This window comes from Candidatus Enterococcus murrayae, from assembly GCF_017315985.1.
Taxonomy (GTDB): domain Bacteria; phylum Bacillota; class Bacilli; order Lactobacillales; family Enterococcaceae; genus Enterococcus_A; species Enterococcus_A murrayae.
In genome coordinates, this window is record NZ_JAFLVR010000044.1 from 30,343 (window position 1) to 51,870 (window position 21,528).

Below are 21,528 nucleotides of genomic sequence, written 5' to 3' on the forward strand. Positions count from 1 at the left end.
TAATGAGGATGTCAGTTTCTCTTACTCGTTTACGTTTTTAGAGAAATGATATACGTGGCGAGAAACAGACTCATTTTTCGGTTTTTGAAAAATGAATACATTAATACGAGATAGGAGGATCAATTTGGAAGATCGAAGAGAGAATATACACGACGTCAATCTAACTAGTGAAATGCGAGAATCCTTCATTGATTATGCGATGAGCGTTATTGTGGCACGTGCTTTACCAGATGTACGGGATGGATTGAAACCTGTACATCGTCGAATTTTATATGGAATGAATGAGTTAGGCGTTACTCCAGATAAACCGCATAAGAAATCTGCGCGTATCGTCGGAGATGTAATGGGTAAGTACCATCCTCACGGGGACAGCGCCATCTACGAATCAATGGTTCGTATGGCTCAATCATTCAGCTATCGTAACATGTTAGTAGACGGTCACGGAAACTTTGGATCTGTCGATGGAGACGGAGCTGCGGCGATGCGTTATACAGAAGCTCGTCTAAGTAAGATCGCGATGGAAATGTTGCGGGATATCAATAAAGATACTGTTGATTTTCAAGGAAATTATGATGACAGTGAACAAGAACCCGTAGTATTACCAGCACGTTTTCCCAATTTATTAGTTAATGGAGCAACAGGAATCGCAGTCGGGATGGCAACTAATATTCCGCCACATAACTTAAGAGAAGTTACAGCTGGAATTGAATTATTAATGGAAAATCCTGAGGCAACAACTCAAGAATTAATGGAATGTATTCCAGGACCAGATTTCCCAACTGGCGGTTTAGTCATGGGGAAATCCGGTATTCGTAGAGCTTATGAGACTGGTAAGGGCTCCATCACAGTACGCGCAAAAATTGAAATCGAAGAACAGAAGAATGGGAAAGAACGTATTATTGTCACTGAATTACCATATATGGTCAATAAAGCGAAATTGATCGAACGTATTTCTGAGTTACATCGTGATAAACGAATAGAGGGAATCACTGATTTGCGAGATGAATCTTCTCGTGAAGGTATGCGGATTGTTATCGAAGTTCGTCGCGATGTAAGTGCATCAGTCATTTTGAATAACCTGTATAAGATGACTTCATTGCAAACATCGTTTAGCTTTAATATGTTGGCGATTGAAAATGGTGTTCCTCGAATCTTAAATTTGAAACAGATTTTGGAAAACTATATTGAACATCAAAAGATCGTTATTACTCGTCGGACGATTTTCGATAAGAAAAAGGCCGAGGCACGAGCACATATTTTAGAAGGCTTACGGATCGCATTGGATCATATAGATGAAATTATTGCAACGATCCGCAGTTCTGCTTCAGATGAAATTGCGAAAAATACTTTGATCGAACGCTTTGAATTATCTGATCGACAAGCGCAAGCGATTCTAGATATGCGTTTACGTCGTTTAACGGGCTTAGAACGTGAGAAAATCGAAAATGAGTACCAAGAGCTGTTGAAGACAATCAGTGACTTAGATGACATTTTAGCGCGTCCTGAGCGTGTGGAAGAAATCATCCGAACCGAACTAGCTGAAATTGCTGGGAAATTCGGAGATGCGCGTCGGACTGAATTGCTCATCGGTGAAGTCTTGAGTCTTGAAGATGAAGATTTAATCGAAGAAGAAGATGTCGTTATCGCTTTAACTAACAATGGGTACATCAAGCGAATTGCTTCAACTGAATTTCGTGCACAGCGTCGTGGTGGACGAGGGGTCCAAGGAATGGGCATTCACAATGATGATTTCGTGAAGACGTTGATTTCTTGCTCGACACACGATACGTTATTATTCTTTACTAACAGTGGTCGAGTCTATCGTGCAAAAGGATATGAAGTTCCTGAATACGGCCGGACAGCTAAAGGAATTCCTATTATCAACTTGTTAGGAATAGATTCAAATGAAACGATCCAAGCAGTAATCTCAGTGAATGGACAAGCTGCAGATGGTCACTTCTTATTCTTTGTTACAAAGAGAGGTACTGTTAAACGTACGACAGTTACTGCCTTTTCGAATATTCGTGCGAATGGTTTAATTGCGATTGGACTACGTGAAGGAGACGAATTGGTAAATGTAATGTCAACGGAAGGCGATGAAACAATTATTATCGGTACCCACAACGGTTATTCAGTAACGTTTAAAGAAGAGGCTGTTCGTGATATGGGACGTACAGCTAGTGGGGTTCGTGGTATTCGTTTACGAGATGAGGATTACGTGATCGGCTCGGATGTATTAAAAGAAGAGCAAGAAGTTTTAGTCATTACTGAAAAAGGTTATGGCAAACGTACAAAAGCTACTGAATATCCAATCAAAGGACGTGGCGGTAAAGGAATCAAGACTGCTAACGTTAAAGATAAGAATGGGCCACTAGCTGGATTAACTACTGTTAATGGTGACGAAGACATCCTGTTAATTACAGATAAAGGTGTGATCATCCGCTTCAATGTTGGCGGTGTTTCACAAACAGGTCGTGCAACGCTAGGTGTTCGTCTGATGAAGATGGAAGAAAATACGAAAGTTGTAACAATGGCGATCGTTGATAAAGAAGACGAGGAAGTTGAAGATACGGAAACAATCGATACAACTGACACGTCCGCAGAAACACCAAAAGATACTGAAGAATAAAAAAAAGCAAAGACTGGGAGAAATCCCAGTCTTTTTTCGTAACTTAAAGTAAAGAAATAATTGATTTTTGTAGGACGATTATGTATAATGAATATTTGTGAGTAGTCTAGATAAAATTTAGATCGCTCTCCTTGCTCTTAAAACAATTAAGAGCCTTATAGTCCATAGGGAGGTGAAAATCAATGAGTCAAAATACGAAGTATGAAATCACATACATCATTCGTCCGAACATTGATGAAGAAGCAAAAACTGCTTTAGTAGAACGTTTCGATACAATCTTGAAAGATAATGGAGCAGAAATTATCGATTCAAAAGATTGGGAAAAACGCCGTTTCGCTTACGAAATGAACGGATTCCGTGAAGGCATCTACCATATCGTCAATGCAACTGCGCCAACAACAGCTAGTGCAGTTAACGAATTCGATCGTCTTGCAAAAATCAACGACGATATCATTCGTCACATGATCGTTAAGATTGAAGAATAATTGTTTCACGTGAAACAATTGACGAGAAGGGAGCTGGCTTTACTTTGATTAATAATGTTGTATTAGTTGGTCGTTTAACAAAGGATCCTGATTTACGCTATACTGCAAATGGGACAGGTGTTGCAACGTTTACTTTAGCGGTGAATCGTAATTTTACGAATCAAAGCGGAAATCGCGAAGCAGACTTTATCAATTGTGTGATTTGGCGAAAATCAGCAGAAACTTTAGCTAATTATGCGCGCAAAGGAACTCTTTTAGGTGTGACTGGCCGTATCCAAACAAGAAATTATGAAAATCAGCAAGGACAACGTGTCTATGTGACTGAAGTTGTTGCTGAGAATTTCCAATTACTGGAATCTCGTTCTGCAAATGAACAACGTCAACAGAACCCTAGTTCTAATGATGACTTCCAAGGTGGAGGAAATAATTTTAACAACAACAATAATAATCAATCCTCTCAGTCAGCTAAGAACACTATGCCTGACTTCGATAGAGATTCAGATCCATTTAGTGGATCCTCAATCGACATTTCAGATGATGATTTACCATTCTAACAATTGAATAGGAGGGAAACGGAATGGCACAACAAAGAAGAGGTCGCAAACGTCGTAAGGTAGACTATATTGCTGCTAATCATATCGAGTACATCGATTACAAAAATATCGAATTACTAAAACGTTTCATCAGCGAACGTGGTAAAATTTTACCTCGTCGTGTGACTGGAACAAGTGCTAAAAACCAACGCAAATTAACGATCGCTATCAAACGCGCTCGTATTATGGGGTTATTAGCATTCGTATCAGAAGAAGCATAATCTGTTATTTTAAAGAGACTTCAATTTTTGAAGTCTCTTTTTTGTTTCACGTGAAACATTCAAGAAAGTCGCTTGCTATGATAGATTGTGATAAAATTGCACTGTTAGACTATTTGTTCTCAGAATCAAACAGAACATTTTAGAAATTGTTAGTCAAAAACAATTAGGAGGTTTCAGATGAAAAAGAAACCTAGAACAAAATGGGCCTTTTTCTTCCTCTGCTTATTAGGGATTCAATTAACCGCAATATTCTTATTGCCATTTACTTTCTTGACTGCCGCAATTGTTATAATAATTGATCTTTTATTATGGGTTTATCTAATTGTCTTACGTAATTCTATCGAGGTAACGAATCAGCAGAAAATCCAATATGCTTCTCAGCGTGCTGAAGAAGCCTTAGCTTATGTATCTGATGACATGCCCGTTGGAATTATTACTTGGGATGAAAATAATACTTTTACTTGGACGAATCCAGCAATAACTGAAAGTGTTCAATTATTAACAAAAGATGATCAACAAGATATGGTCAATGAGTTGCTACAAAGAGCAGAAAAAGGGAGAAATATTTATAAAATAGATAATAGACTTTATCATTTTGACTTAAATAAAGAGAAACGCGTTGCCTATTTAATTGATATTACAAAAGAATATACGTTAGAAAATAAGGAAAAACAGCAGCAAGCAGTTGTTGGAATTCTCTCAGTCGACAATTATGATGACGTGATTGACCGGAGAGATGACAAGGAAATATCTAATTTGAATTCTTTTATTACAACAATTATTTCTGATTGGATGGACTCATATCATATCTTTTATAAACGAGTAAATGCGGAGCGTTTTTTTATTTTTGCTCGTTATGATGATTTAGAAAAAATGATAGAGAATCATTTTGATTTGTTGGAACATATACGGGCTTCAGCTGAGAAGCAGGATATGTTGATTACTGTCAGTATGGGAATCAGTTATGGCAATGAGTCTTTAGAAGTGATTGGCGACGAGGCTCAAAATAATCTAGATATTGCGTTAGTTCGTGGTGGTGATCAAGTGGTTGTAAAAAATGCAGCGGAAGACCAAAAGCCTGTTTTTTATGGCGGCAATTCTGCGAGTGCCGCTAAACGAACAAGGGTACGTTCACGTGCAATGTCTACAGCACTAAAAAATGTTTTTAACCAAACTGGAAACGTATATGTAATGGGTCACCGTTTTCCCGATATGGATGCTATCGGTTCAGCCTTTGGTGTTGCTTGTTTAGCCCGATACCATGATAAAAAAGTTCGAATTGTGATTAATGAAGAAGAGACTATTCCTGATGTGGAACGCTGCTTAGAAGAGATTCATCAAAATGGCGAGCTAGTAAATCTTTTGATTTCTCCGGATGTTGCTAAAAAGCAACGCAAAGCAGGGGATCTATTAGTGATGGTCGATTATCATCGACCGTCCTTATCCGTGGATCAAGAATTATATGAACAATTTGAAAATATTGTAATTATTGATCATCATCGAAGAGGTGAAGAGTTTCCAGAGAAGTCTTTATTGACCTATATCGAATCTTCAGCATCTTCAGCATCCGAATTAGTAACTGAATTGATTCAATTTGAAAGTAACGAACGTCAAAGAATGAGCAAAATGGAAGCGACACTATTGCTCGCGGGAATTACTGTTGATACGAAAAATTTTGCGGTTAGGACAACTGCTAGAACATTTGATGTTGCTAGTTATTTAAAGACTTGTGGTGCCGATGCTTCTTTAGTACAATATCTATTGAGTACTGATATTCAATCTTATTTGGAAATCAGTAAATTAGTCGGCGAGAGTGATTATGTCAGAGATGATATCGTTGTTGCTACTGGAACGGATGATCAAGAGTATGATAGTGTGACGGCGGCTAAGACAGCTGACACATTGTTATCAATGGTGGACATCAATGCAGCTTTTGTAATTATCAAACGAACTGATGGAGTAATAGCTATCAGCGCACGTAGTTCCGGGACGATTAACGTCCAAACTGTAATGGAAGTTTTGGGAGGCGGCGGTCATTTTACTAATGCTGCTACTCAAATAAAGAATAGTACGATTACAGAGGCAAAGAAACAGTTACTCGATGCTATTAATAAACAGTTAACGGAGGGGACAGAAGAATGAAAGTAATTTTTTTACAAGATGTTAAAGGTAAAGGAAAAAAGGGAGATATCAAGGAAGTCCCAACAGGTTATGCACAAAATTACTTATTAAAAAATAACTTAGCGAAGGAAGCTACAAAAAGCAGCATTTCTGAATTAAGTGGTCAAAAGAAAGCACAAGATAAAAAAGCAGCTGAAGTCTTGGCTGAAGCAAAAAAATTGGCGGATTTTTTAGCAAAAGAAGAAACTGTAGTAGAGATCAAAGCGAAGGGCGGCGAAGATGGCCGTTTGTTTGGTTCGATCCCATCGAAACAAATTGCTGAAGGATTGAAAAAACAATACGATTTAAAGATCGATAAGCGAAAAATCGAACTAGAAAATCCAATTCGCACATTAGGTTATACAAAGGTTCCAGTTAAACTCCATACTGAAGTTGAAGGAATCATAAAAGTACATGTGATTGAAGAATAGTTTATTTAAACGAACAATTTACAAGAGAGTATGAGAGTTCTTGAAATTAAAAGAATTCCTCATACTCTTTGTTGTATTTAACGGGCAGATTTTGTAAAATAGATGGACAAAGAGGAGCGTAAAAAGACATGAGCGAAATGTTACAAGATCGTGTGCCACCACAAAGCATTGAAGCCGAACAAGCAACTTTAGGCTCTATTTTTTTGGAGACGGATGCTTTGATCACGGCCATGGAGTACATAGTTCCAGAGGACTTTTATCGCCGCGGGCATCAGTTGATTTTCCGAGGTATGATTCAATTAAATGATCGCAACGAAGCGATCGACGTGGTGACGGTCAAGGAATTATTGGAACAACAGAATCAGCTGGAAGATGCAGGTGGATTAAGTTACTTATCTGAGCTTGCTTTAAGCGTTCCGACGGCAGCAAATGTAGGCTATTATGCTAAAATCGTAGAAGAGAAATCTTTGTTGCGGAACCTGATTCAGACAGCCACCAACATCGTGACCCAAGGTTTTGAGCAAGGAGACGACGTACAAACGATTCTAGACACTGCTGAACGGAATATTATGGAAGTGTCGGAACGTCGCAATAAGAGCGGTTTTTTGACCATCAGTGAGGTTCTAAATACTGCGATTGAAAATATTGATCAATTGGCACGAAATGATGAAGAGATTACCGGATTGCCAACAGGTTATGCTGCTCTGGATAAAATGACGGCTGGTCTGCAGGCAGAGGAATTGATTATCTTAGCTGCACGGCCTGCAGTCGGTAAGACAGCCTTTGCTTTAAATATTGCCCAAAATGTGGGAACGAAGACAGACAAATCCGTAGCTATCTTCAGTTTGGAGATGGGTGCAGAATCATTGGTTAACCGGATGCTTTGTGCGGAGGGCTCAATCGAAGCGAGTCACTTGAGAACAGGTCAGTTATCTGAGGAAGAATGGCAGAACTTGATTGTTGCAATGGGCAGTTTGTCTCGAGCAAATATATTTATTGATGATACACCAGGTATCAAAGTTTCTGAAATTCGGGCAAAATGCCACAAGCTGGCAAAGGAAAAAGGAAATCTTGGTTTGATATTAATCGACTATTTACAATTGATTGAAGGAACTGGTCGAGAAAACCGACAACAAGAAGTATCTGAAATTTCACGACAATTAAAGAAGCTGGCTAAAGAGTTGAAGGTACCAATCATTGCTTTGTCTCAGCTTTCACGTGGTGTAGAACAACGACAGGATAAGCGGCCAGTATTGAGTGATATTCGTGAGTCTGGATCAATCGAGCAAGATGCGGACATTGTAGCTTTCTTGTATCGTGACGATTATTACGACCGCGAAGGTGAGGAAGAGGAAGAATCCGCAGCAAATCGGAATGTGATCGAAGTTATCATTGAAAAGAACCGGAGTGGAGCCCGAGGGACTGTTGAGCTGCTCTTTATTAAGCAATACAATAAATTCTCTTCCTTATCACCAAGAGAAGAATTTTGACGCAAGTTTAAGACTTGCGTTTTTTTTTTGCAAATAGCGCTCATTTTAAAAATAATGTTCGTGATTTACTCTGTTTTTATAATCTATATATTTTAATATTCGAATTTTCATTGAAGTATAGCGTTATTCTTGATACAATGATTCAGGATTAAATAAAAATAAATGAGGTGTTCAGATGTCATCTGTAGTAGTTGTAGGGACGCAGTGGGGCGATGAAGGTAAAGGAAAGATCACGGATTTTTTGAGTGAAAATGCAGAAGTCATTGCTCGTTACCAAGGTGGAGATAATGCAGGTCATACAATCAAATTTGACAATGAAACATATAAATTACACTTGATTCCATCTGGGATTTTTTACAAAGAAAAAACGAGTGTCATTGGAAACGGTGTAGTAGTAAATCCCAAATCATTAGTTACAGAATTGGCTTATTTACATGAACGCGGAATTACAACAGATAACTTGCGAATTTCTGATCGTGCCCATGTAATTTTGCCTTATCATATTAAATTGGATCAATTGCAAGAAGATGCTAAAGGTGAAAATAAAATTGGAACAACCATAAAAGGGATCGGACCTGCTTACATGGATAAAGCAGCTCGCGTGGGTATCCGCGTAGCTGATTTGCTAGATAAAGAAATATTTGAAGAACGTTTAAAGATCAATTTGGAAGAAAAAAATCGTCAATTTGTGAAAATGTTTGATGACGAAGCAATGGACTTTGATGACATTTTTGAAGAGTATTACGAATACGGCCAACAGATTAAACAGTACGTGACAGATACTTCGGTTATCTTAAATGATGCACTTGATCAGGGCAAGCGTGTGTTGTTTGAAGGTGCTCAAGGAGTGATGCTGGACATCGATCAGGGAACGTATCCTTTTGTTACGTCATCGAATCCAGTTGCTGGCGGTGTAACTATCGGTAGTGGTGTTGGGCCAGCAAAAATTGATAAAGTAGTAGGGGTATGTAAAGCTTATACTTCACGTGTCGGTGACGGGCCTTTCCCAACGGAATTATTTGATGAAGTTGGAGATCAAATTCGCAAAGTTGGTCGCGAATATGGAACTACAACGGGTCGTCCACGTCGTGTTGGCTGGTTTGACTCTGTTGTGATGCGTCATTCAAAACGTGTCTCAGGCATTACCAATCTTTCTTTGAATTCAATCGATGTATTGAGCGGATTAGATACAGTCAAAATTTGTACTGCATATGAATTGGATGGAGAATTGATTTATCATTATCCTGCAAGCTTGAAAGAATTGAATCGCTGCAAGCCGGTTTATGAAGAATTACCTGGCTGGAGCGAAGACATCACGGGTTGCCGCGATTTAGCTGATTTGCCGGAAAATGCGCGGAATTATGTTCGTCGTGTTTCTGAACTTGTAGGTGTACGAATCTCAACATTTTCTGTTGGCCCAGATCGGACACAAACGAATATCATGGAGAGTGTTTGGGCTCAAATCTAACATATTATGAGACAAGCAACCAATTATCTAGTAAAATAGATTTACTATTAAGTGGGGGTTTGGAGGATTTTAAAAATGTATCAGATTCTGACAGATTCATGTTGCGATGTGCCTTATGAATTATTAGATGAAAATAATGTTGATTTTATTTCGATGTACGTCACGATCGATGGGGCAGAATTTGCTGATGACTTGGGGCGCAGCTTTAAGATCGCTGATTTTTATCAACAAATCAAAGATGGAGCGATGCCAACGACATCACAGGTCAATGTTGGTCGTTATGTTGAATTTTTCCGCGGTTATGCAGAAAAAAACATTCCGATTTTGTATATCTGCTTCTCATCTGGAATGAGCGGCTCTTATCAAAGTGCTATGCAGGCAGTTGAAATTTTAAAAGAAGATTTACCTGAGGCAGAAGTCTATGTGGTGGATTCTCTAGCTGCCAGCGGCGGTGAAGGGCTGATGGTTTATGAAGCAGCTCAAAAACAGCAGGCAGGGATGTCTTTGACGGATTTATATCATTGGCTGGAAGAAAATAAGTTGACGTATCATCATTGGGTAACGGTTGATGATTTGAATCATTTGCAACGTGGTGGACGTATTTCTAAGACGAGTGCAGCAATTGGAGGTTTGATGAACATCAAACCAATTATCACTGTCGATGTTGAAGGCAAGCTGCAAAATGTTGAAAAAGTTCGTGGACGTAAAAAAGCGTTGCAGCTAGTCGCTGATAAAATCAGTGAAGCGACAGCAGATCCTGAAAATCAAACGATTTTTATCACAACTAGCGCTGATCAAGAAGGTGCTGAAGAAGTGAAGCGTCATTTAGAAGAAAGTATTCAACCAAAAGAGATCCGAATTTTTCCATTAGGAACAACAATCGCTAGCCATACTGGCTTGGGTTGTATTGCGGTCTTCACTCGCGGTGAAAAACGAAGTTAATAAGTAAACGAGGATAACTATTGTTATCCTCGTTTTTTTAGTGCTCTTTTTGCTGGCTAAATCCCCGAATCAACTCGATTAATTGACCGCGAATCGTTGAATCTAACACTTGCTCGCGTTGAACAAGTGAAATAATGAACGTGGGCTGAGGTTGATCGGTGATAGGAATCATAACCAAATTATCTTCAGGCGAGATCGCAAGTTCTGCTAAAAAACCAATGCCAATTTGTTCACGTATCATGCCTTTCAAAATATTTAGATTACTATTTTGATAAATGATTTGTGGTTCGAAATGAGCTTGTTGCGCCATTTTTTTAAAAGCAGTGGGATGAACGTAGTGTTCATTCAATAAAACAAACGGCTCTTCTTTTAATTCAGAAAAAGAGATCTCTTTGCGATTGGCCAGAGGATGCTTTTGACTAACAACAATCATGAAGTTTTTTTCGATTAGAATTTCACTAGTCAAATCATCATCGCGGATCGGTTGTGTTGAACCAAGCAAGGCAAGATCTATTTTTCCTCGACGTAAAAGACCATAGAGATCTCTTGATCCACCATCAACTAAGTGAATATGGCGCATCAAATTATTTTTAAAGAGATAAGAAGAAAGTTTTGGAAAATAGAAATTTCCAATAATAGGGGGCAATCCAAAATCTAAGGTTTCTTCTTTTAATCGGTCGATTTCCGTAACAGCGATCGTCACCTCTTTCAAAATATTTGAGATGTGACGTGAAAGGATCAAACCAGATTGTGTGATGACCAATTGTTTATGTGATTGATCACGATATACGAGTTCTGTCCCCAATTCATCTTCCAGCCGTTTTACGGCATAAGTAATCGTGGGTTGACTGACATGAAAAGCGTTTGCTACCTTCGTAAAACTTTTTTCTCGTACTAAGCGTTGGAAATATTCTAAGTCTTTAAAGTTCATAATCGTCTCCTCTTGTGAAATTAGATTATCATATAAATAAAATTTATTCTAAGCTTTTGTTTTGACTATAGTCTGTGCAAGCGTGTATTGTCCTAACTGTAATCAATAAGGAGGAGAACGACATGAAAGGAATCGAAATTTTAAATAATCCATTTTTAAATAAAGGAACTGCATTTACAAAGGAAGAACGTAAGAAATACAGTTTGACGGGTTTGCTGCCAGCCAGAGTGCAAACTTTGGAAGAGCAGGCAGAACAAACCTATGGTCAATACCAAAGTAAAGCAACGAACTTAGAAAAACGTCTGTTTTTGATGGAAATCTTTAATACGAATCGTACTCTGTTTTACAAATTAATGGGACAACACGTCGTAGAATTTATGCCGATCGTCTATGATCCAACTGTAGCAGATTCCATCGAACAATATAATGAGTTATTTGTTGAATCACAAAATGCCGCATTCATTTCAGTCGATGAACCAGAAAGCATCAAAGAAAGTTTGAAAAATGCTGCAGCTGGCCGTGATATTCGATTAATCGTTGTAACAGATGCGGAAGGGATCCTAGGAATCGGTGACTGGGGTGTCAATGGAGTAGATATAGCGATTGGTAAATTGATGGTTTACACTGCTGCAGCCGGTATCAATCCAGCTCAAGTTTTACCTGTTTCGATCGATGCTGGGACGAATAACCAAGAGTTGTTAGATGATCCATTGTATTTGGGCAATAAGCATGAACGGATCTATGGCGATAAATATTACGAAGTGATTGATCTATTTGTTGAAGCTGTTGAAGAATTGTTTCCTGAGGTTTTGCTGCACTGGGAAGACTTCGGACGTTCGAATGCTGCAACTATCTTAGAGAAATATCAAGATAAAATCACGACCTTCAATGATGACATTCAAGGAACAGGAATTGTTGTTTTAGCAGGTGTCTTAGGTGCTTTGAATATCTCACAAGAAGACTTGACGAAACAAACAGTGATGACCTTTGGTGCCGGCACTGCTGGTGTTGGTATTGCCAACCAATTGCTGGATGAAATGAAGCGTCAAGGACTGTCTGAAGAAGAAGCCAGAAAGCATTTCTACTTGGTAGACAAACAAGGAGTGTTGTTTGAAGATACAGAGGGCTTAACGCCTGGTCAAAAAGAATTTGTCCGTCAGCGCAAGGAGTTTTCAAATGCTGCTGAATTGACAGATTTAGCAGCGGCGGTTAAAGCGATTCATCCTACGATTATTATCGGTACGTCAACTCAACCAGGAGCCTTTACTGAAGAAATCGTACGAGAAATAGCGGCTAATACAGAACGTCCAATTATCTTCCCCTTGTCTAATCCAACAAAATTGGCTGAAGCAACCGCAGAAGATTTAATTAAATGGACGGATGGGAAAGCTCTAATCGGTACGGGAATTCCTGCGGCAGATGTAAAATACAACGGTATTACCTACCAGATTGGTCAAGCCAACAATGCTTTAATGTATCCTGGCTTAGGACTCGGAATCATTGCTTCAACTGCAACCCGTGTTAATGGTGAAATGCTATCACGAGCAAGCCATGCACTAGGCGGAATTGTTGATACAAGCAAACCAGGTGCAGCTGTACTGCCGCCTGTATCAAAATTGACGGAATTCTCTCAAACAATTGCTGAAGTAGTTGTAAAAAGTGTCGTGGATCAAAAATTAAATAAAGAAGAAATTAACGACATCAAACAAGCTGTTGAAGAGATGAAATGGTATCCAGAGTATCAATCGCTTGATAATGAATAATTGAGTAAAAGGGGAGGGAAAAAAGATGATTTTCTTTCAATCGATTCAAAGTGTTTTAAGCATCATTATTATGATTGCTTTAGGTTATATCTTGAAAGGTCAAGGTTGGTTTGATGAAAGCTTTGGTAAAAGCATTTCATCATTGATTACACGTGTGGCGCTGCCAGCCTCCATCTTTGTATCCGTATTAAAGAACTTGACAAAGGAAAGCCTGTTCCAGCTATCGGGTAGTTTGATTTACCCGGTTGGAGCAGTGATTATCTCCTATATATTGGCCTATGCTCTAGTTAAAATCTTGAAGATTCGTCCAGGACGCCGTGGGATATTCATGAATGCGATCGTTAATGCCAACACGATCTTTATCGGACTGCCCTTAAATATCGCCTTGTTCGGTGAAAAATCATTGCCTTATTTCTTGGTCTATTATGTGACGAATACCGTTTCTACTTGGGCTTTTGGGGTGTTCCTGATATCGAATGATGATCCAACCAAAGTCAAAGGTGAAAGCAAAGCCAAACTGAATTGGAAGAAATTATTGCCACCACCTTTATTAGGTTTTATCGTAGCGATTATCTTCTTGTTAGTAGGTATCCCAGTACCAAGCTTTATCAATGCAACGCTTGGCTACGTCGGCAGTATCGTTACACCGTTATCCTTACTTTATATCGGGATCGTCTTATATGATGCCGGGTTAAAGAGCATCCGCTTTGATCGTGATACTGTCGTAGCTTTACTAGGACGTTTTATCTTAGCGCCAGCTGTTTTGATTGCTTTAATCGCTCTTGGATCAAACGCTTTTGGAGCAAATCTTGCGCCATTATTGAAACAAACCTTGATCGTACAATCTGCGACACCAATGTTGGCTGTTTTGCCAATTTTAGCAAATGAAGCGCACGGAGACGTTAAATATGCTACGAATCTAGTAACAACTAGTACTGTATTATTTGTGATTGTCGTTCCGATCTTGATGGAGCTCGTACAATTTATTTAATAGAAAAAGCATTCGCGATTTTTTCTCGCGAATGCTTTTTTTTAATACAATTTGCTTAATTGTTTTTGAACTTCTGGGTTTTCCAAAAATTCATCATAGGTTGTTTCTGCACGGTCAACCACGCCATTTTCAGAAATAGCAATGATTCGATTAGCAATTGTTTGAATGAACTGATGGTCATGAGAAGCAAATAAAAGCGAACCTTTATAGGCGATCAAACCATCATTTAGTGCTGAAATCGATTCTAAGTCCAAGTGATTGGTTGGGTCATCTAGGACTAAGACGTTTGATTTTGACAGCATTAATTTCGATAACATACAACGAACTTTTTCACCACCGGATAGAACATTGACTGGCTTCATTACTTCGTCGCCAGAAAACAGCATACGACCTAAGAAACTGCGTAAGAAAGTATTGTCATCTTCTTCTTTACTGGCATATTGACGTAGCCAATCAAGGATTGGCAGTTCACTGTCGAATTCTTTCGTCGTATCTTTTGGCAAGTAAGCTTGGCTTGTCGTTACACCCCAGCGAACGGTTCCTGTATCGGGCTCAAGATCGCCCATAATCACTTTAAATAGGGTAGTAGTAACTAAGTCATTTTCAGCGATGAAAGCGACTTTGTCGTCACGATTCAAGGTGAAAGAGATGTTATCTAAAATTTTCTTGCCGTCGATTGTTACACTAACGTTATCGACTTGCAGCAAATCATTACCGATTTCTCGCTCTGGTTTGAACTGCACGAATGGATAACGACGTGAAGAAGGCTGGATATCATCTAATGTAATCTTATCCAACATTTTTTTACGAGAAGTCGCTTGTTTTGATTTCGATGCATTGGCGCTGAAGCGAGCGATAAAATCTTGTAATTCTTTGATTTGTTCTTCTTTTTTAGCATTTTGCTGCGATTGCAATTTCGTTGCTAACTGACTTGATTCTAACCAGAAGTCATAGTTGCCGACATATAATTTGATTTTTCCGAAGTCTAAATCAGCCATGTGTGTACACACTTTGTTTAAGAAGTGGCGGTCATGGGATACGACGATTACGGTATTATCAAAGTTGATCAAGAATTCTTCTAACCAGTCGATCGATTGGATATCTAATCCATTCGTTGGCTCATCTAGCAATAGTACATCTGGTTTGCCAAAAAGCGATTGAGCTAAAAGGACCTTGATTTTTTGTCCAGCCGTCAATTCACTCATTTTTTGCTGATGAAGTTCTTCGGGAATATTTAACCCTTGCAATAGAACCGCTGCTTCTGGTTCAGCTTCCCAACCATCGAGTTCGGCAAATTCACCTTCTAGCTCTGCTGCACGAATACCATCTTCGTCAGAAAAATCTTCCTTCATATAAACAGCGTCTTTTTCTTGCATGACTTGGTATAATCGTTCGTGTCCCATGATGACTGTCTCAAGAACAGTGTACTCTTCAAAGTCAAAATGGTTTTGCTTCAACACAGCCATTCGTTCGTTTGGGCCTAAAGTAACTGAGCCGGTAGAAGGCTGGATATCGCCTGCTAAAATCTTTAGAAAGGTTGATTTACCGGCACCATTCGCACCAATCAACCCGTAACAATTGCCGGGAGTGAATTTAATATTTACATCATCAAATAGTTTACGGTCAGGGAACTGTAAACTAACGTCACTTACTGTAATCAATGATTTTCCTCGCTTTATCAGTATTGGCGTAAGGCCTCTCTGCATTATATCGGGGAACATCTGAAGTTTCAAGTCAACCTATAAGAATTTACTTGGGATTAAAAATAAGATAGACTGAGAAATTGAAGGGATGTGTCAGTATGATCGGGATCATTATCGCGACCCACGACCATTTAGCGGACAGTCTGTTAAAAACAGCGGAGTCCATCCTGGGTGAACAAAGCTGTGTAGAAACATTAAATATCCAGCCAGGAGCTACAGGTCTGCAGGAAAAAATTGAAAAATATGCCAAAGACTTATTAACGAAAGCTGATGAACTAGTCTGGCTGGTGGATATGTTTGGTGGTACGCCATTTCGCTATGCCAGCTATTGTGTAATGAATGATTCGCGACAGTCTTTAGTGACAGGAGTGAATTTACCCATGCTTCTACAGGCTTTGGTAAATCGCGAACTGTCGGCAGAAGAGCTGACAAAGCAATTAGAAGTGGAAGCCAAACAGACAATTCGGAGAATGTAAAAAAAGTGGTGATGCCAGATATCTTTGGCACCACCACTTTCACTTTTAATAAGAACCGCTGCCTTATTTCAATATTTCACGTAAAGTAGGCATATCGTGAACGTTATATTTTTCTTTGAAGGCATTGATTTGCTCTGTTGAAAATTTTTCTGGTTCTAATTCTAGAGCTTCGACGGGCAGAGGTCGTTCATCTTTGATTTTGACGTCGATTACGACTGGACGTTTGCTGGCTTTCGCTGCTGTGAAGGCAGGCTCTAATTGACTATATTCAGTAATCGTGAAGCCATCAGCACCTAATGCCTCACCAACTTTACCGAAGTCTGCGCCCTCTAGAAAGACACCAAATTTTTGTTGCTCTGTATCTTCTTGTTCAGCCTCAATAAAACCAAAAGCATCATTTGAAAAGACGACGTTGATAATTGGCAAATGGTATTTTACCTGAGTAATGATATCTTGCATCTGCATGGCAAAACCGCCGTCTCCGCTGAATGTAAAGACTTGTTTATCTGGATAAGTCAATTGTGCTGCAATACCGCCAGGGACACCATTGCCCATTGTTGCAAACCAGCCAGAGGTTGTAAATTGCTGGTCGCCATTCATTTCTAGATGACGAATAGCGTTCAGCGTAACATTCCCGACATCGGCAACGTAAACAGCATCTTGTTCCGCGATCCGATTGATTTCTTTGAAGACAGGTTCTGCACGTAATGGCGTTGAATCATCATTATAGAAGCTTTTACGCCAAGCATGCCAATTACGAATATTTTCCTGATTGGCTTCAAGCCATGCGTCTGCAGGTCGTTCTTTTCCAAGTTCGACCCAGCGGCGAAGAGCTGTTGCGCCATCCCCTAAAATAGAGTGATCGACATGGTGGCGACGACCAAATTTTGCTGCATCAATATCGACTTGGATGAACTTTGCTTCTGGATTGAAGAAATATCGGCCAAATGGGAAGTCGCTGCCGACAAACACAATCAAATCAGCATCAGCCAATGCTTCATTCGCAGGCTTAGTTGCCACACGAGCAGCGAAGCCTAAGAAGTTTTCATAGAGATCAGGGACAATTCCTTTAGCTAAGACAGCAGCTGCGACAGGCATTGAAAAATGTTCAGCAAAGGCTTTAATAGCATCGAATCCGCCACGGACACCTTGCCCAATATAAAGGACCGGTTGTTTCGCTGCTTCAATTAGAGGCAATGCGGCCTTCAGATCAGCTTCATCTGGAAGTACTACGCCAGTTTTATGGTTTTTCGCAGTGGCGATCTCTGCTTCTTCAATTTCTGCAAAACCCAAATCAACAGGGATGGTAACAACGGCTACTCCTTTTTGTTGATAAGCCGCTTTAATCGCTTCATCGATTACATGAGGCAAACTTTCAGGTGTCATTACCGTCCGGTTATACACACTGACGTCTGCAAACATTGGATTTTCATTTAACTCTTGAAAAGAATTATAGTTCATTGCAGTAGAAGCCACTTGCCCCAACAAAGCTAAAACAGGCACATGATCCATTTGAGCATCATAGAGCCCGTTAATTAAATGACTCGCACCAGGACCAGCTGAACCAAAAACAGCACCAATCTTACCAGTCAGTTTGGCATCTGCGGCAGCAGCCAAGGCGCCTGCCTCTTCGTGGCGCACTTGGATATATTTAACAGCTTCGCGTTCATGATATAAGGCATCCATTGTTGAGTTGAATGAACCGCCGGGAATACCATAAATATGATCGATTCCCCAAGCTTCTAAGACGTTGACCATTGCAACTCCTGCATTAATTTTTGTCATCTTCTCCACTCACTTTCTTTTTGTAAGTTTCCTACCTAAAAAGTATAACGCGTCTTAAAAAAACCAGCAAAGAAAGTGTCTCCAAAAGAAGTTTACAGGCATGCCTAAAACATGATAAAGTTATAGCAAATAAACGTTTTCAGGATACCAGTTCAAATTTGCGGGTTCCTTAAAGTAATTTCAATCATTTTAAGGTGTACTAGCAAATTTTTTTAGAAAGAAACATATTTAAAATAGAAAGTAGGAGGCTCTTATGATTGGATGGCTACTTGATTTAGCAGCTTGGCAGCAAGCGTTGGTGGGAACATTGTTCACCTGGGGAATGACTGCTTTAGGTGCTGCATTGGTTTTCTTTTTTAAAAATATCAATCGTAATGTATTGAACCTAATGTTAGGTTTCGCCTCTGGTGTAATGATTGCGGCGAGCTTTTGGTCATTATTGGATCCGGCGATTGCAGCTGCAGAAGAGAACGGTTCAATTCCTTGGTTAGTAGTCAGTCTCGGTTTTGGTTTAGGTGGATTATTTCTTTATATAGCAGATAAAACGATTCCTCACATGCACTTTGGACCGAACAAAGAAAAAGAAGGACTGCCCAGCCACTTGAAGCGGACGATTTTGCTGGTATTTTCGATTACCCTGCATAATATTCCGGAAGGCTTGGCGGTTGGTGTTGCTTTTGGTGCGGCAAATGAAGCAGCGAATCCAACAGCAGCAGTTTTAGCAGCAATTTCCGTCACGTTGGGGATCGGAATCCAAAACTTTCCAGAGGGTGCTGCTGTTTCGATTCCATTGCGACAGGAAGGCTTGAGCCGAACGAAATCTTTTCTATACGGACAGGCTTCAGGACTTGTAGAGCCGATCGCTGCTGTCGCAGGAGCGATCTTAGTAACGAGTGTACAACCCTTATTGCCGTATGCCTTATCTTTTGCTGCTGGAGCTATGATCTATGTAGTGGTAGAAGAATTGATTCCAGAGGCTCAAGCAACGACAGATAGTAAACATCATTTTGGGGTATTTGGGGCAATGTCAGGATTTATTATCATGATGATTCTCGATGTTGCGTTGGGATAAAGAAAAATCGCCGAAAGCAAAGCTTTCGACGATTTTTTTAATAGGTGCGTCCGCGACGTTTGGTCAACCAGTTGACCAAGAAGTAAGCAATTGCTAATGGAATCGCGATTCTAAAGAATAAGCCGATCAAACCAGATAAGATTGGACCAACAATACTTAAAATCAAACTAGCAACTAAGAAAAAGCCGACAACAGCTAAAATTCGTACAACCATAGGATATTCTTTCATCATTTTAGATTCCTTCTTTCCATTTGTTTTAACTTAAACATAGTTTAGCAAAATATTTTCACGCTTACGTCCAACTTAAGACGTATTTATTGGCAAATTATGCCTTTTTTTGTTTAATAAGAGTCGAGACAGCTACTTTTTAGTAAGCAACGAATGGAGTTAAGAAAAAATGTCAAAGTCACGAATTGAAGCTTTTACAGATGCGGTGATCGCTATTATTATGACTCTATTGGTATTAGAGTTACACGAACCAGGTGCTCCAACCTGGACGGCATTTTTAAATATGGAGCATAAATTTATTGTTTATCTGATCAGTTTTGTCAGCTTAGCGATTTATTGGAACAACCATCATCATCTTTTTCAACTAGTACGAAAAGTAGACGGCTGGGTATTGTGGGCTAATAATTTTCTAATATTAATGATGACACTCTTTCCATATGTCACTGCTTGGGTTGGGGATTACCCTTTTTCTTGGCCGCCGCAGGCATTATATGGCTTAGTGACATTAGGAACCGATTTCGCCTATTATCTATTGGTTCGAACACTGGTGCGGGCAAACGGTAAAGATTCTCAGGTTGGGCAATTATTTAGACATTATCCTAAATCCTATTTATCAATTGGCTTAGCGATCGTAGCACTGATCCTAGGAAAATTGATTGCCCCTATTGCGGTGTTAATCGTCAATGTTTTGATTTTATTGATGTGGTTCATCCCAGAAAAATCGATTGAGAAGATACTGTAAATAGGAATGATTTCAACACCTGCGAATTTTAATCGCAGGTGTATTTAATTTCAGTCGTCATGGAGCGCGCCCACTCAACCAATGGTTGACGAGGGCGATGATCAGCCCCATAAAGAGCGGAGCGAGGACATATCGAATCAGCTCGCTCAAGGTGCATCACCTCCTCTCAAAAGTGGAGGCTGGCGACAGACATGAGCGGGTAATACTTACGCAAAAAGTATTCAATTGTGAAAGGGCAGAAGTTGACTAAGCTATTCTAGCTTATGCGGCTGGCTATCTGGGTCATCCTTGTTTCGATTTTTCCTTCGCCGAAGCCAGGAAAGAAACCTTTTTCGTGTGGTTAGTTGTTCTGTTTCCTCAGGTTGTTCTGTTGCAGAAGGTGTAGGGACACTGACAGAAGGGTCATTATCATCGATTGTGTGCTTTAATCCACTTGTTTGATTTTTTAGTATTAATGAAGGGTGATTACTTCTTGCTTCTGCGGGTCCTTTCAATGCTTCTTCAAGCGCATTTCTTGAGGAATTGTACAAATAGTCATAGCTTCTTGTTGATCTAGTAGAAGCTGTTAGTGCTGGTTTTTCAGAGTTAATCGGAGTTTCCAGCTTTATTGAATCGGCAGTCGCAGGTTCCTTTTTCTTGGACTTCATTAAAGAGTCTGCCGTTGTCACCTCTTTATAAGTCTGTTTAGCTGCTGTTTTTTCTTGTTTATTAATTGATACTTTTTTCTCCTTCAGTTCTTTACTTGGAGTGGTCGAGTCATTGGCCACATCAAAAATATCGGTTTCGTACGTGGTGACGAACTTTGCTGTGACGACAGTATCAAATAGTTTTACGCCATTTTTTTCAAAAATATCCAATTGAGTCAGTAGTTCGCACGCTTCTTTGATCTGTTCAACAGGCAAATCGGCATTCACATTTTTATAGGTCCAGTCGTGTTCTTTGCCTAGACCATTGGTAAAGGTCGTGACTAAATCATGGGTCATTGTTCTGCATTCCTTTCATTCTTTTTTTTCTGCGTAGGTAGTTTTTTTATCAAGGTTCGTTAGTTTCTGCGGGACGAACTTTTGCAATAAGAGAACGGACAAGTGAGATGGCCTTTTCGCCAAAGTTACGGACAGGAAATACTCTTGCAGCTAATGAGCGCCATTCGGGTGCCATGAAGTAATCTTGAAAGTAATAAAAGAAACGCTTCATAGTGCGAGTGGCTTTGGTATTCATAAAAATCTCACGGACAAGATCCTTCAGAATGAAGGCAAACTCCTCCGCACCGAGTTGAAAACGCACGCGTAACGTTAAGATGTATTTGATCGTTAGGCTGCTATTTTGAGTTTGGTAATAGTATTCAGTAATTCGTTTCTCTAGTGTTTTTGGTGTTAAATTGAATAATTGTCGGCAAGTTAGTGTTTGTTCATTCATG

20 protein-coding genes are annotated in these 21,528 nt (G+C 39.6%); 14 read left to right on the forward strand and 6 right to left on the reverse strand.

Annotated elements, in window-relative coordinates; translation table 11 throughout:
- Nucleotides 1–91 precede the first annotated feature (91 nt).
- The 9 genes from gyrA to JZO85_RS17220 all read left to right on the forward strand — a co-directional run bounded on the left by gyrA (nucleotide 92) and on the right by JZO85_RS17220 (nucleotide 10,419).
- Nucleotides 92–2,629, forward strand: a complete 2,538-nt coding sequence (gene gyrA / locus JZO85_RS17180) for a DNA gyrase subunit A (protein ID WP_207109746.1) — start codon at nucleotides 92–94, stop codon at nucleotides 2,627–2,629.
- Nucleotides 2,630–2,811: 182 nt separating this feature from the next.
- On the forward strand, nucleotides 2,812–3,114 hold the full coding sequence (rpsF, locus tag JZO85_RS17185) for a 30S ribosomal protein S6 (protein WP_010742561.1): 303 nt from the start codon (nucleotides 2,812–2,814) through the stop codon (nucleotides 3,112–3,114).
- Nucleotides 3,115–3,158: 44 nt separating this feature from the next.
- A complete protein-coding gene (ssb, locus tag JZO85_RS17190) occupies nucleotides 3,159–3,668 on the forward strand; it encodes a single-stranded DNA-binding protein (RefSeq protein ID WP_207109747.1) in 510 nt (169 codons plus the stop codon).
- A 23-nt stretch (nucleotides 3,669–3,691) separates the two neighbouring features.
- Nucleotides 3,692–3,928, forward strand: coding sequence for a 30S ribosomal protein S18 (rpsR, locus tag JZO85_RS17195; RefSeq protein ID WP_071863071.1), 237 nt, complete (start codon nucleotides 3,692–3,694; stop codon nucleotides 3,926–3,928).
- A 177-nt stretch (nucleotides 3,929–4,105) separates the two neighbouring features.
- Nucleotides 4,106–6,070 carry a DHH family phosphoesterase gene (locus JZO85_RS17200; protein ID WP_207109748.1) on the forward strand — a complete coding sequence of 655 codons (1,965 nt, stop codon included), beginning with the start codon at nucleotides 4,106–4,108 and terminating at the stop codon, nucleotides 6,068–6,070.
- Nucleotides 6,067–6,519, forward strand: a complete 453-nt coding sequence (gene rplI / locus JZO85_RS17205; protein ID WP_207109749.1) for a 50S ribosomal protein L9 — start codon at nucleotides 6,067–6,069, stop codon at nucleotides 6,517–6,519. Before JZO85_RS17200 ends, rplI begins: the two co-directional genes overlap by 4 nt.
- 128 nt (nucleotides 6,520–6,647) lie before the next feature.
- The gene (gene dnaB / locus JZO85_RS17210; RefSeq protein ID WP_207109750.1) at nucleotides 6,648–8,009 is read left to right on the forward strand and encodes a replicative DNA helicase; all 1,362 of its coding nucleotides are present in this window, start codon (nucleotides 6,648–6,650) and stop codon (nucleotides 8,007–8,009) included.
- Nucleotides 8,010–8,184: 175 nt separating this feature from the next.
- A complete protein-coding gene (locus JZO85_RS17215) occupies nucleotides 8,185–9,477 on the forward strand; it encodes an adenylosuccinate synthase (protein ID WP_207109751.1) in 1,293 nt (430 codons plus the stop codon).
- Between the two features lie 75 nt (nucleotides 9,478–9,552).
- Nucleotides 9,553–10,419 (forward strand): DegV family protein, encoded by an 867-nt coding sequence (locus JZO85_RS17220; RefSeq protein ID WP_207109752.1) that lies wholly within the window; start codon nucleotides 9,553–9,555, stop codon nucleotides 10,417–10,419.
- Nucleotides 10,420–10,456: 37 nt separating this feature from the next.
- Here the strand turns inward: JZO85_RS17220 and JZO85_RS17225 are convergent, their stop codons facing one another.
- The gene (locus JZO85_RS17225; RefSeq protein WP_207109753.1) at nucleotides 10,457–11,350 is read right to left on the reverse strand and encodes a LysR family transcriptional regulator; all 894 of its coding nucleotides are present in this window, start codon (nucleotides 11,348–11,350) and stop codon (nucleotides 10,457–10,459) included.
- Between the two features lie 122 nt (nucleotides 11,351–11,472).
- Between JZO85_RS17225 and JZO85_RS17230 the strand changes: the two genes are divergently transcribed.
- Nucleotides 11,473–13,113, forward strand: a complete 1,641-nt coding sequence (locus JZO85_RS17230) for a malolactic enzyme (RefSeq protein WP_207109754.1) — start codon at nucleotides 11,473–11,475, stop codon at nucleotides 13,111–13,113.
- 25 nt (nucleotides 13,114–13,138) lie between these two features.
- On the forward strand, nucleotides 13,139–14,104 hold the full coding sequence (locus JZO85_RS17235; RefSeq protein WP_207109755.1) for an AEC family transporter: 966 nt from the start codon (nucleotides 13,139–13,141) through the stop codon (nucleotides 14,102–14,104).
- Nucleotides 14,105–14,145: 41 nt separating this feature from the next.
- On the opposite strand, the gene JZO85_RS17240 is transcribed toward JZO85_RS17235, so the two are convergent.
- Entirely contained in the window at nucleotides 14,146–15,765 is a 1,620-nt protein-coding gene (locus JZO85_RS17240; protein ID WP_207109756.1) for an ABC-F family ATP-binding cassette domain-containing protein, read from the reverse strand.
- A gap of 140 nt (nucleotides 15,766–15,905) precedes the next feature.
- Here JZO85_RS17240 and JZO85_RS17245 point away from each other — a divergent pair, with 140 nt between their 5' ends.
- A complete protein-coding gene (locus JZO85_RS17245) occupies nucleotides 15,906–16,283 on the forward strand; it encodes a PTS sugar transporter subunit IIA (protein ID WP_242550413.1) in 378 nt (125 codons plus the stop codon).
- Between the two features lie 63 nt (nucleotides 16,284–16,346).
- Here JZO85_RS17245 and spxB read toward each other — a convergent pair whose 3' ends face one another.
- On the reverse strand, nucleotides 16,347–18,068 hold the full coding sequence (gene spxB / locus JZO85_RS17250; RefSeq protein ID WP_207109758.1) for a pyruvate oxidase: 1,722 nt from the start codon (nucleotides 18,066–18,068) through the stop codon (nucleotides 16,347–16,349).
- Nucleotides 18,069–18,321: 253 nt separating this feature from the next.
- On the opposite strand from spxB, the gene JZO85_RS17255 reads away from it, so the two are divergent.
- Nucleotides 18,322–19,140, forward strand: coding sequence for a ZIP family metal transporter (locus JZO85_RS17255; RefSeq protein WP_207109759.1), 819 nt, complete (start codon nucleotides 18,322–18,324; stop codon nucleotides 19,138–19,140).
- Nucleotides 19,141–19,177: 37 nt separating this feature from the next.
- Here JZO85_RS17255 and JZO85_RS17260 read toward each other — a convergent pair whose 3' ends face one another.
- The gene (locus tag JZO85_RS17260) at nucleotides 19,178–19,372 is read right to left on the reverse strand and encodes a hypothetical protein (protein WP_010747399.1); all 195 of its coding nucleotides are present in this window, start codon (nucleotides 19,370–19,372) and stop codon (nucleotides 19,178–19,180) included.
- 166 nt (nucleotides 19,373–19,538) lie between these two features.
- Here JZO85_RS17260 and JZO85_RS17265 point away from each other — a divergent pair, with 166 nt between their 5' ends.
- The gene (locus tag JZO85_RS17265; protein WP_207109760.1) at nucleotides 19,539–20,111 is read left to right on the forward strand and encodes a TMEM175 family protein; all 573 of its coding nucleotides are present in this window, start codon (nucleotides 19,539–19,541) and stop codon (nucleotides 20,109–20,111) included.
- A 251-nt stretch (nucleotides 20,112–20,362) separates the two neighbouring features.
- On the opposite strand, the gene JZO85_RS23170 is transcribed toward JZO85_RS17265, so the two are convergent.
- On the reverse strand, nucleotides 20,363–21,094 hold the full coding sequence (locus JZO85_RS23170; RefSeq protein WP_242550414.1) for a DUF2922 family protein: 732 nt from the start codon (nucleotides 21,092–21,094) through the stop codon (nucleotides 20,363–20,365).
- Between the two features lie 49 nt (nucleotides 21,095–21,143).
- Nucleotides 21,144–21,527 (reverse strand): hypothetical protein, encoded by a 384-nt coding sequence (locus tag JZO85_RS17275; protein WP_207109761.1) that lies wholly within the window; start codon nucleotides 21,525–21,527, stop codon nucleotides 21,144–21,146.
- Between the last annotated feature and the right edge of the window lies 1 nt (nucleotide 21,528).

Coding starts and splice junctions, on each gene's coding strand:
- gyrA (WP_207109746.1), top strand. CDS start 92: ATGAATACATTAATACGAGATAGGAGGATCAATTTGGAAGATCGAAGA.
- rpsF (WP_010742561.1), top strand. CDS start 2,812: ATGAGTCAAAATACGAAGTATGAAATCACATACATCATTCGTCCGAAC.
- rpsR (WP_071863071.1), top strand. CDS start 3,692: ATGGCACAACAAAGAAGAGGTCGCAAACGTCGTAAGGTAGACTATATT.
- JZO85_RS17200 (WP_207109748.1), top strand. CDS start 4,106: ATGAAAAAGAAACCTAGAACAAAATGGGCCTTTTTCTTCCTCTGCTTA.
- rplI (WP_207109749.1), top strand. CDS start 6,067: ATGAAAGTAATTTTTTTACAAGATGTTAAAGGTAAAGGAAAAAAGGGA.
- dnaB (WP_207109750.1), top strand. CDS start 6,648: ATGAGCGAAATGTTACAAGATCGTGTGCCACCACAAAGCATTGAAGCC.
- JZO85_RS17215 (WP_207109751.1), top strand. CDS start 8,185: ATGTCATCTGTAGTAGTTGTAGGGACGCAGTGGGGCGATGAAGGTAAA.
- JZO85_RS17220 (WP_207109752.1), top strand. CDS start 9,553: ATGTATCAGATTCTGACAGATTCATGTTGCGATGTGCCTTATGAATTA.
- JZO85_RS17225 (WP_207109753.1), bottom strand. CDS start 11,350: ATGAACTTTAAAGACTTAGAATATTTCCAACGCTTAGTACGAGAAAAA.
- JZO85_RS17230 (WP_207109754.1), top strand. CDS start 11,473: ATGAAAGGAATCGAAATTTTAAATAATCCATTTTTAAATAAAGGAACT.
- JZO85_RS17235 (WP_207109755.1), top strand. CDS start 13,139: ATGATTTTCTTTCAATCGATTCAAAGTGTTTTAAGCATCATTATTATG.
- JZO85_RS17245 (WP_242550413.1), top strand. CDS start 15,906: ATGATCGGGATCATTATCGCGACCCACGACCATTTAGCGGACAGTCTG.
- spxB (WP_207109758.1), bottom strand. CDS start 18,068: ATGACAAAAATTAATGCAGGAGTTGCAATGGTCAACGTCTTAGAAGCT.
- JZO85_RS17255 (WP_207109759.1), top strand. CDS start 18,322: ATGATTGGATGGCTACTTGATTTAGCAGCTTGGCAGCAAGCGTTGGTG.
- JZO85_RS17260 (WP_010747399.1), bottom strand. CDS start 19,372: ATGATGAAAGAATATCCTATGGTTGTACGAATTTTAGCTGTTGTCGGC.
- JZO85_RS17265 (WP_207109760.1), top strand. CDS start 19,539: ATGTCAAAGTCACGAATTGAAGCTTTTACAGATGCGGTGATCGCTATT.
- JZO85_RS23170 (WP_242550414.1), bottom strand. CDS start 21,094: ATGACCCATGATTTAGTCACGACCTTTACCAATGGTCTAGGCAAAGAA.
- JZO85_RS17275 (WP_207109761.1), bottom strand. CDS start 21,527: ATGAATGAACAAACACTAACTTGCCGACAATTATTCAATTTAACACCA.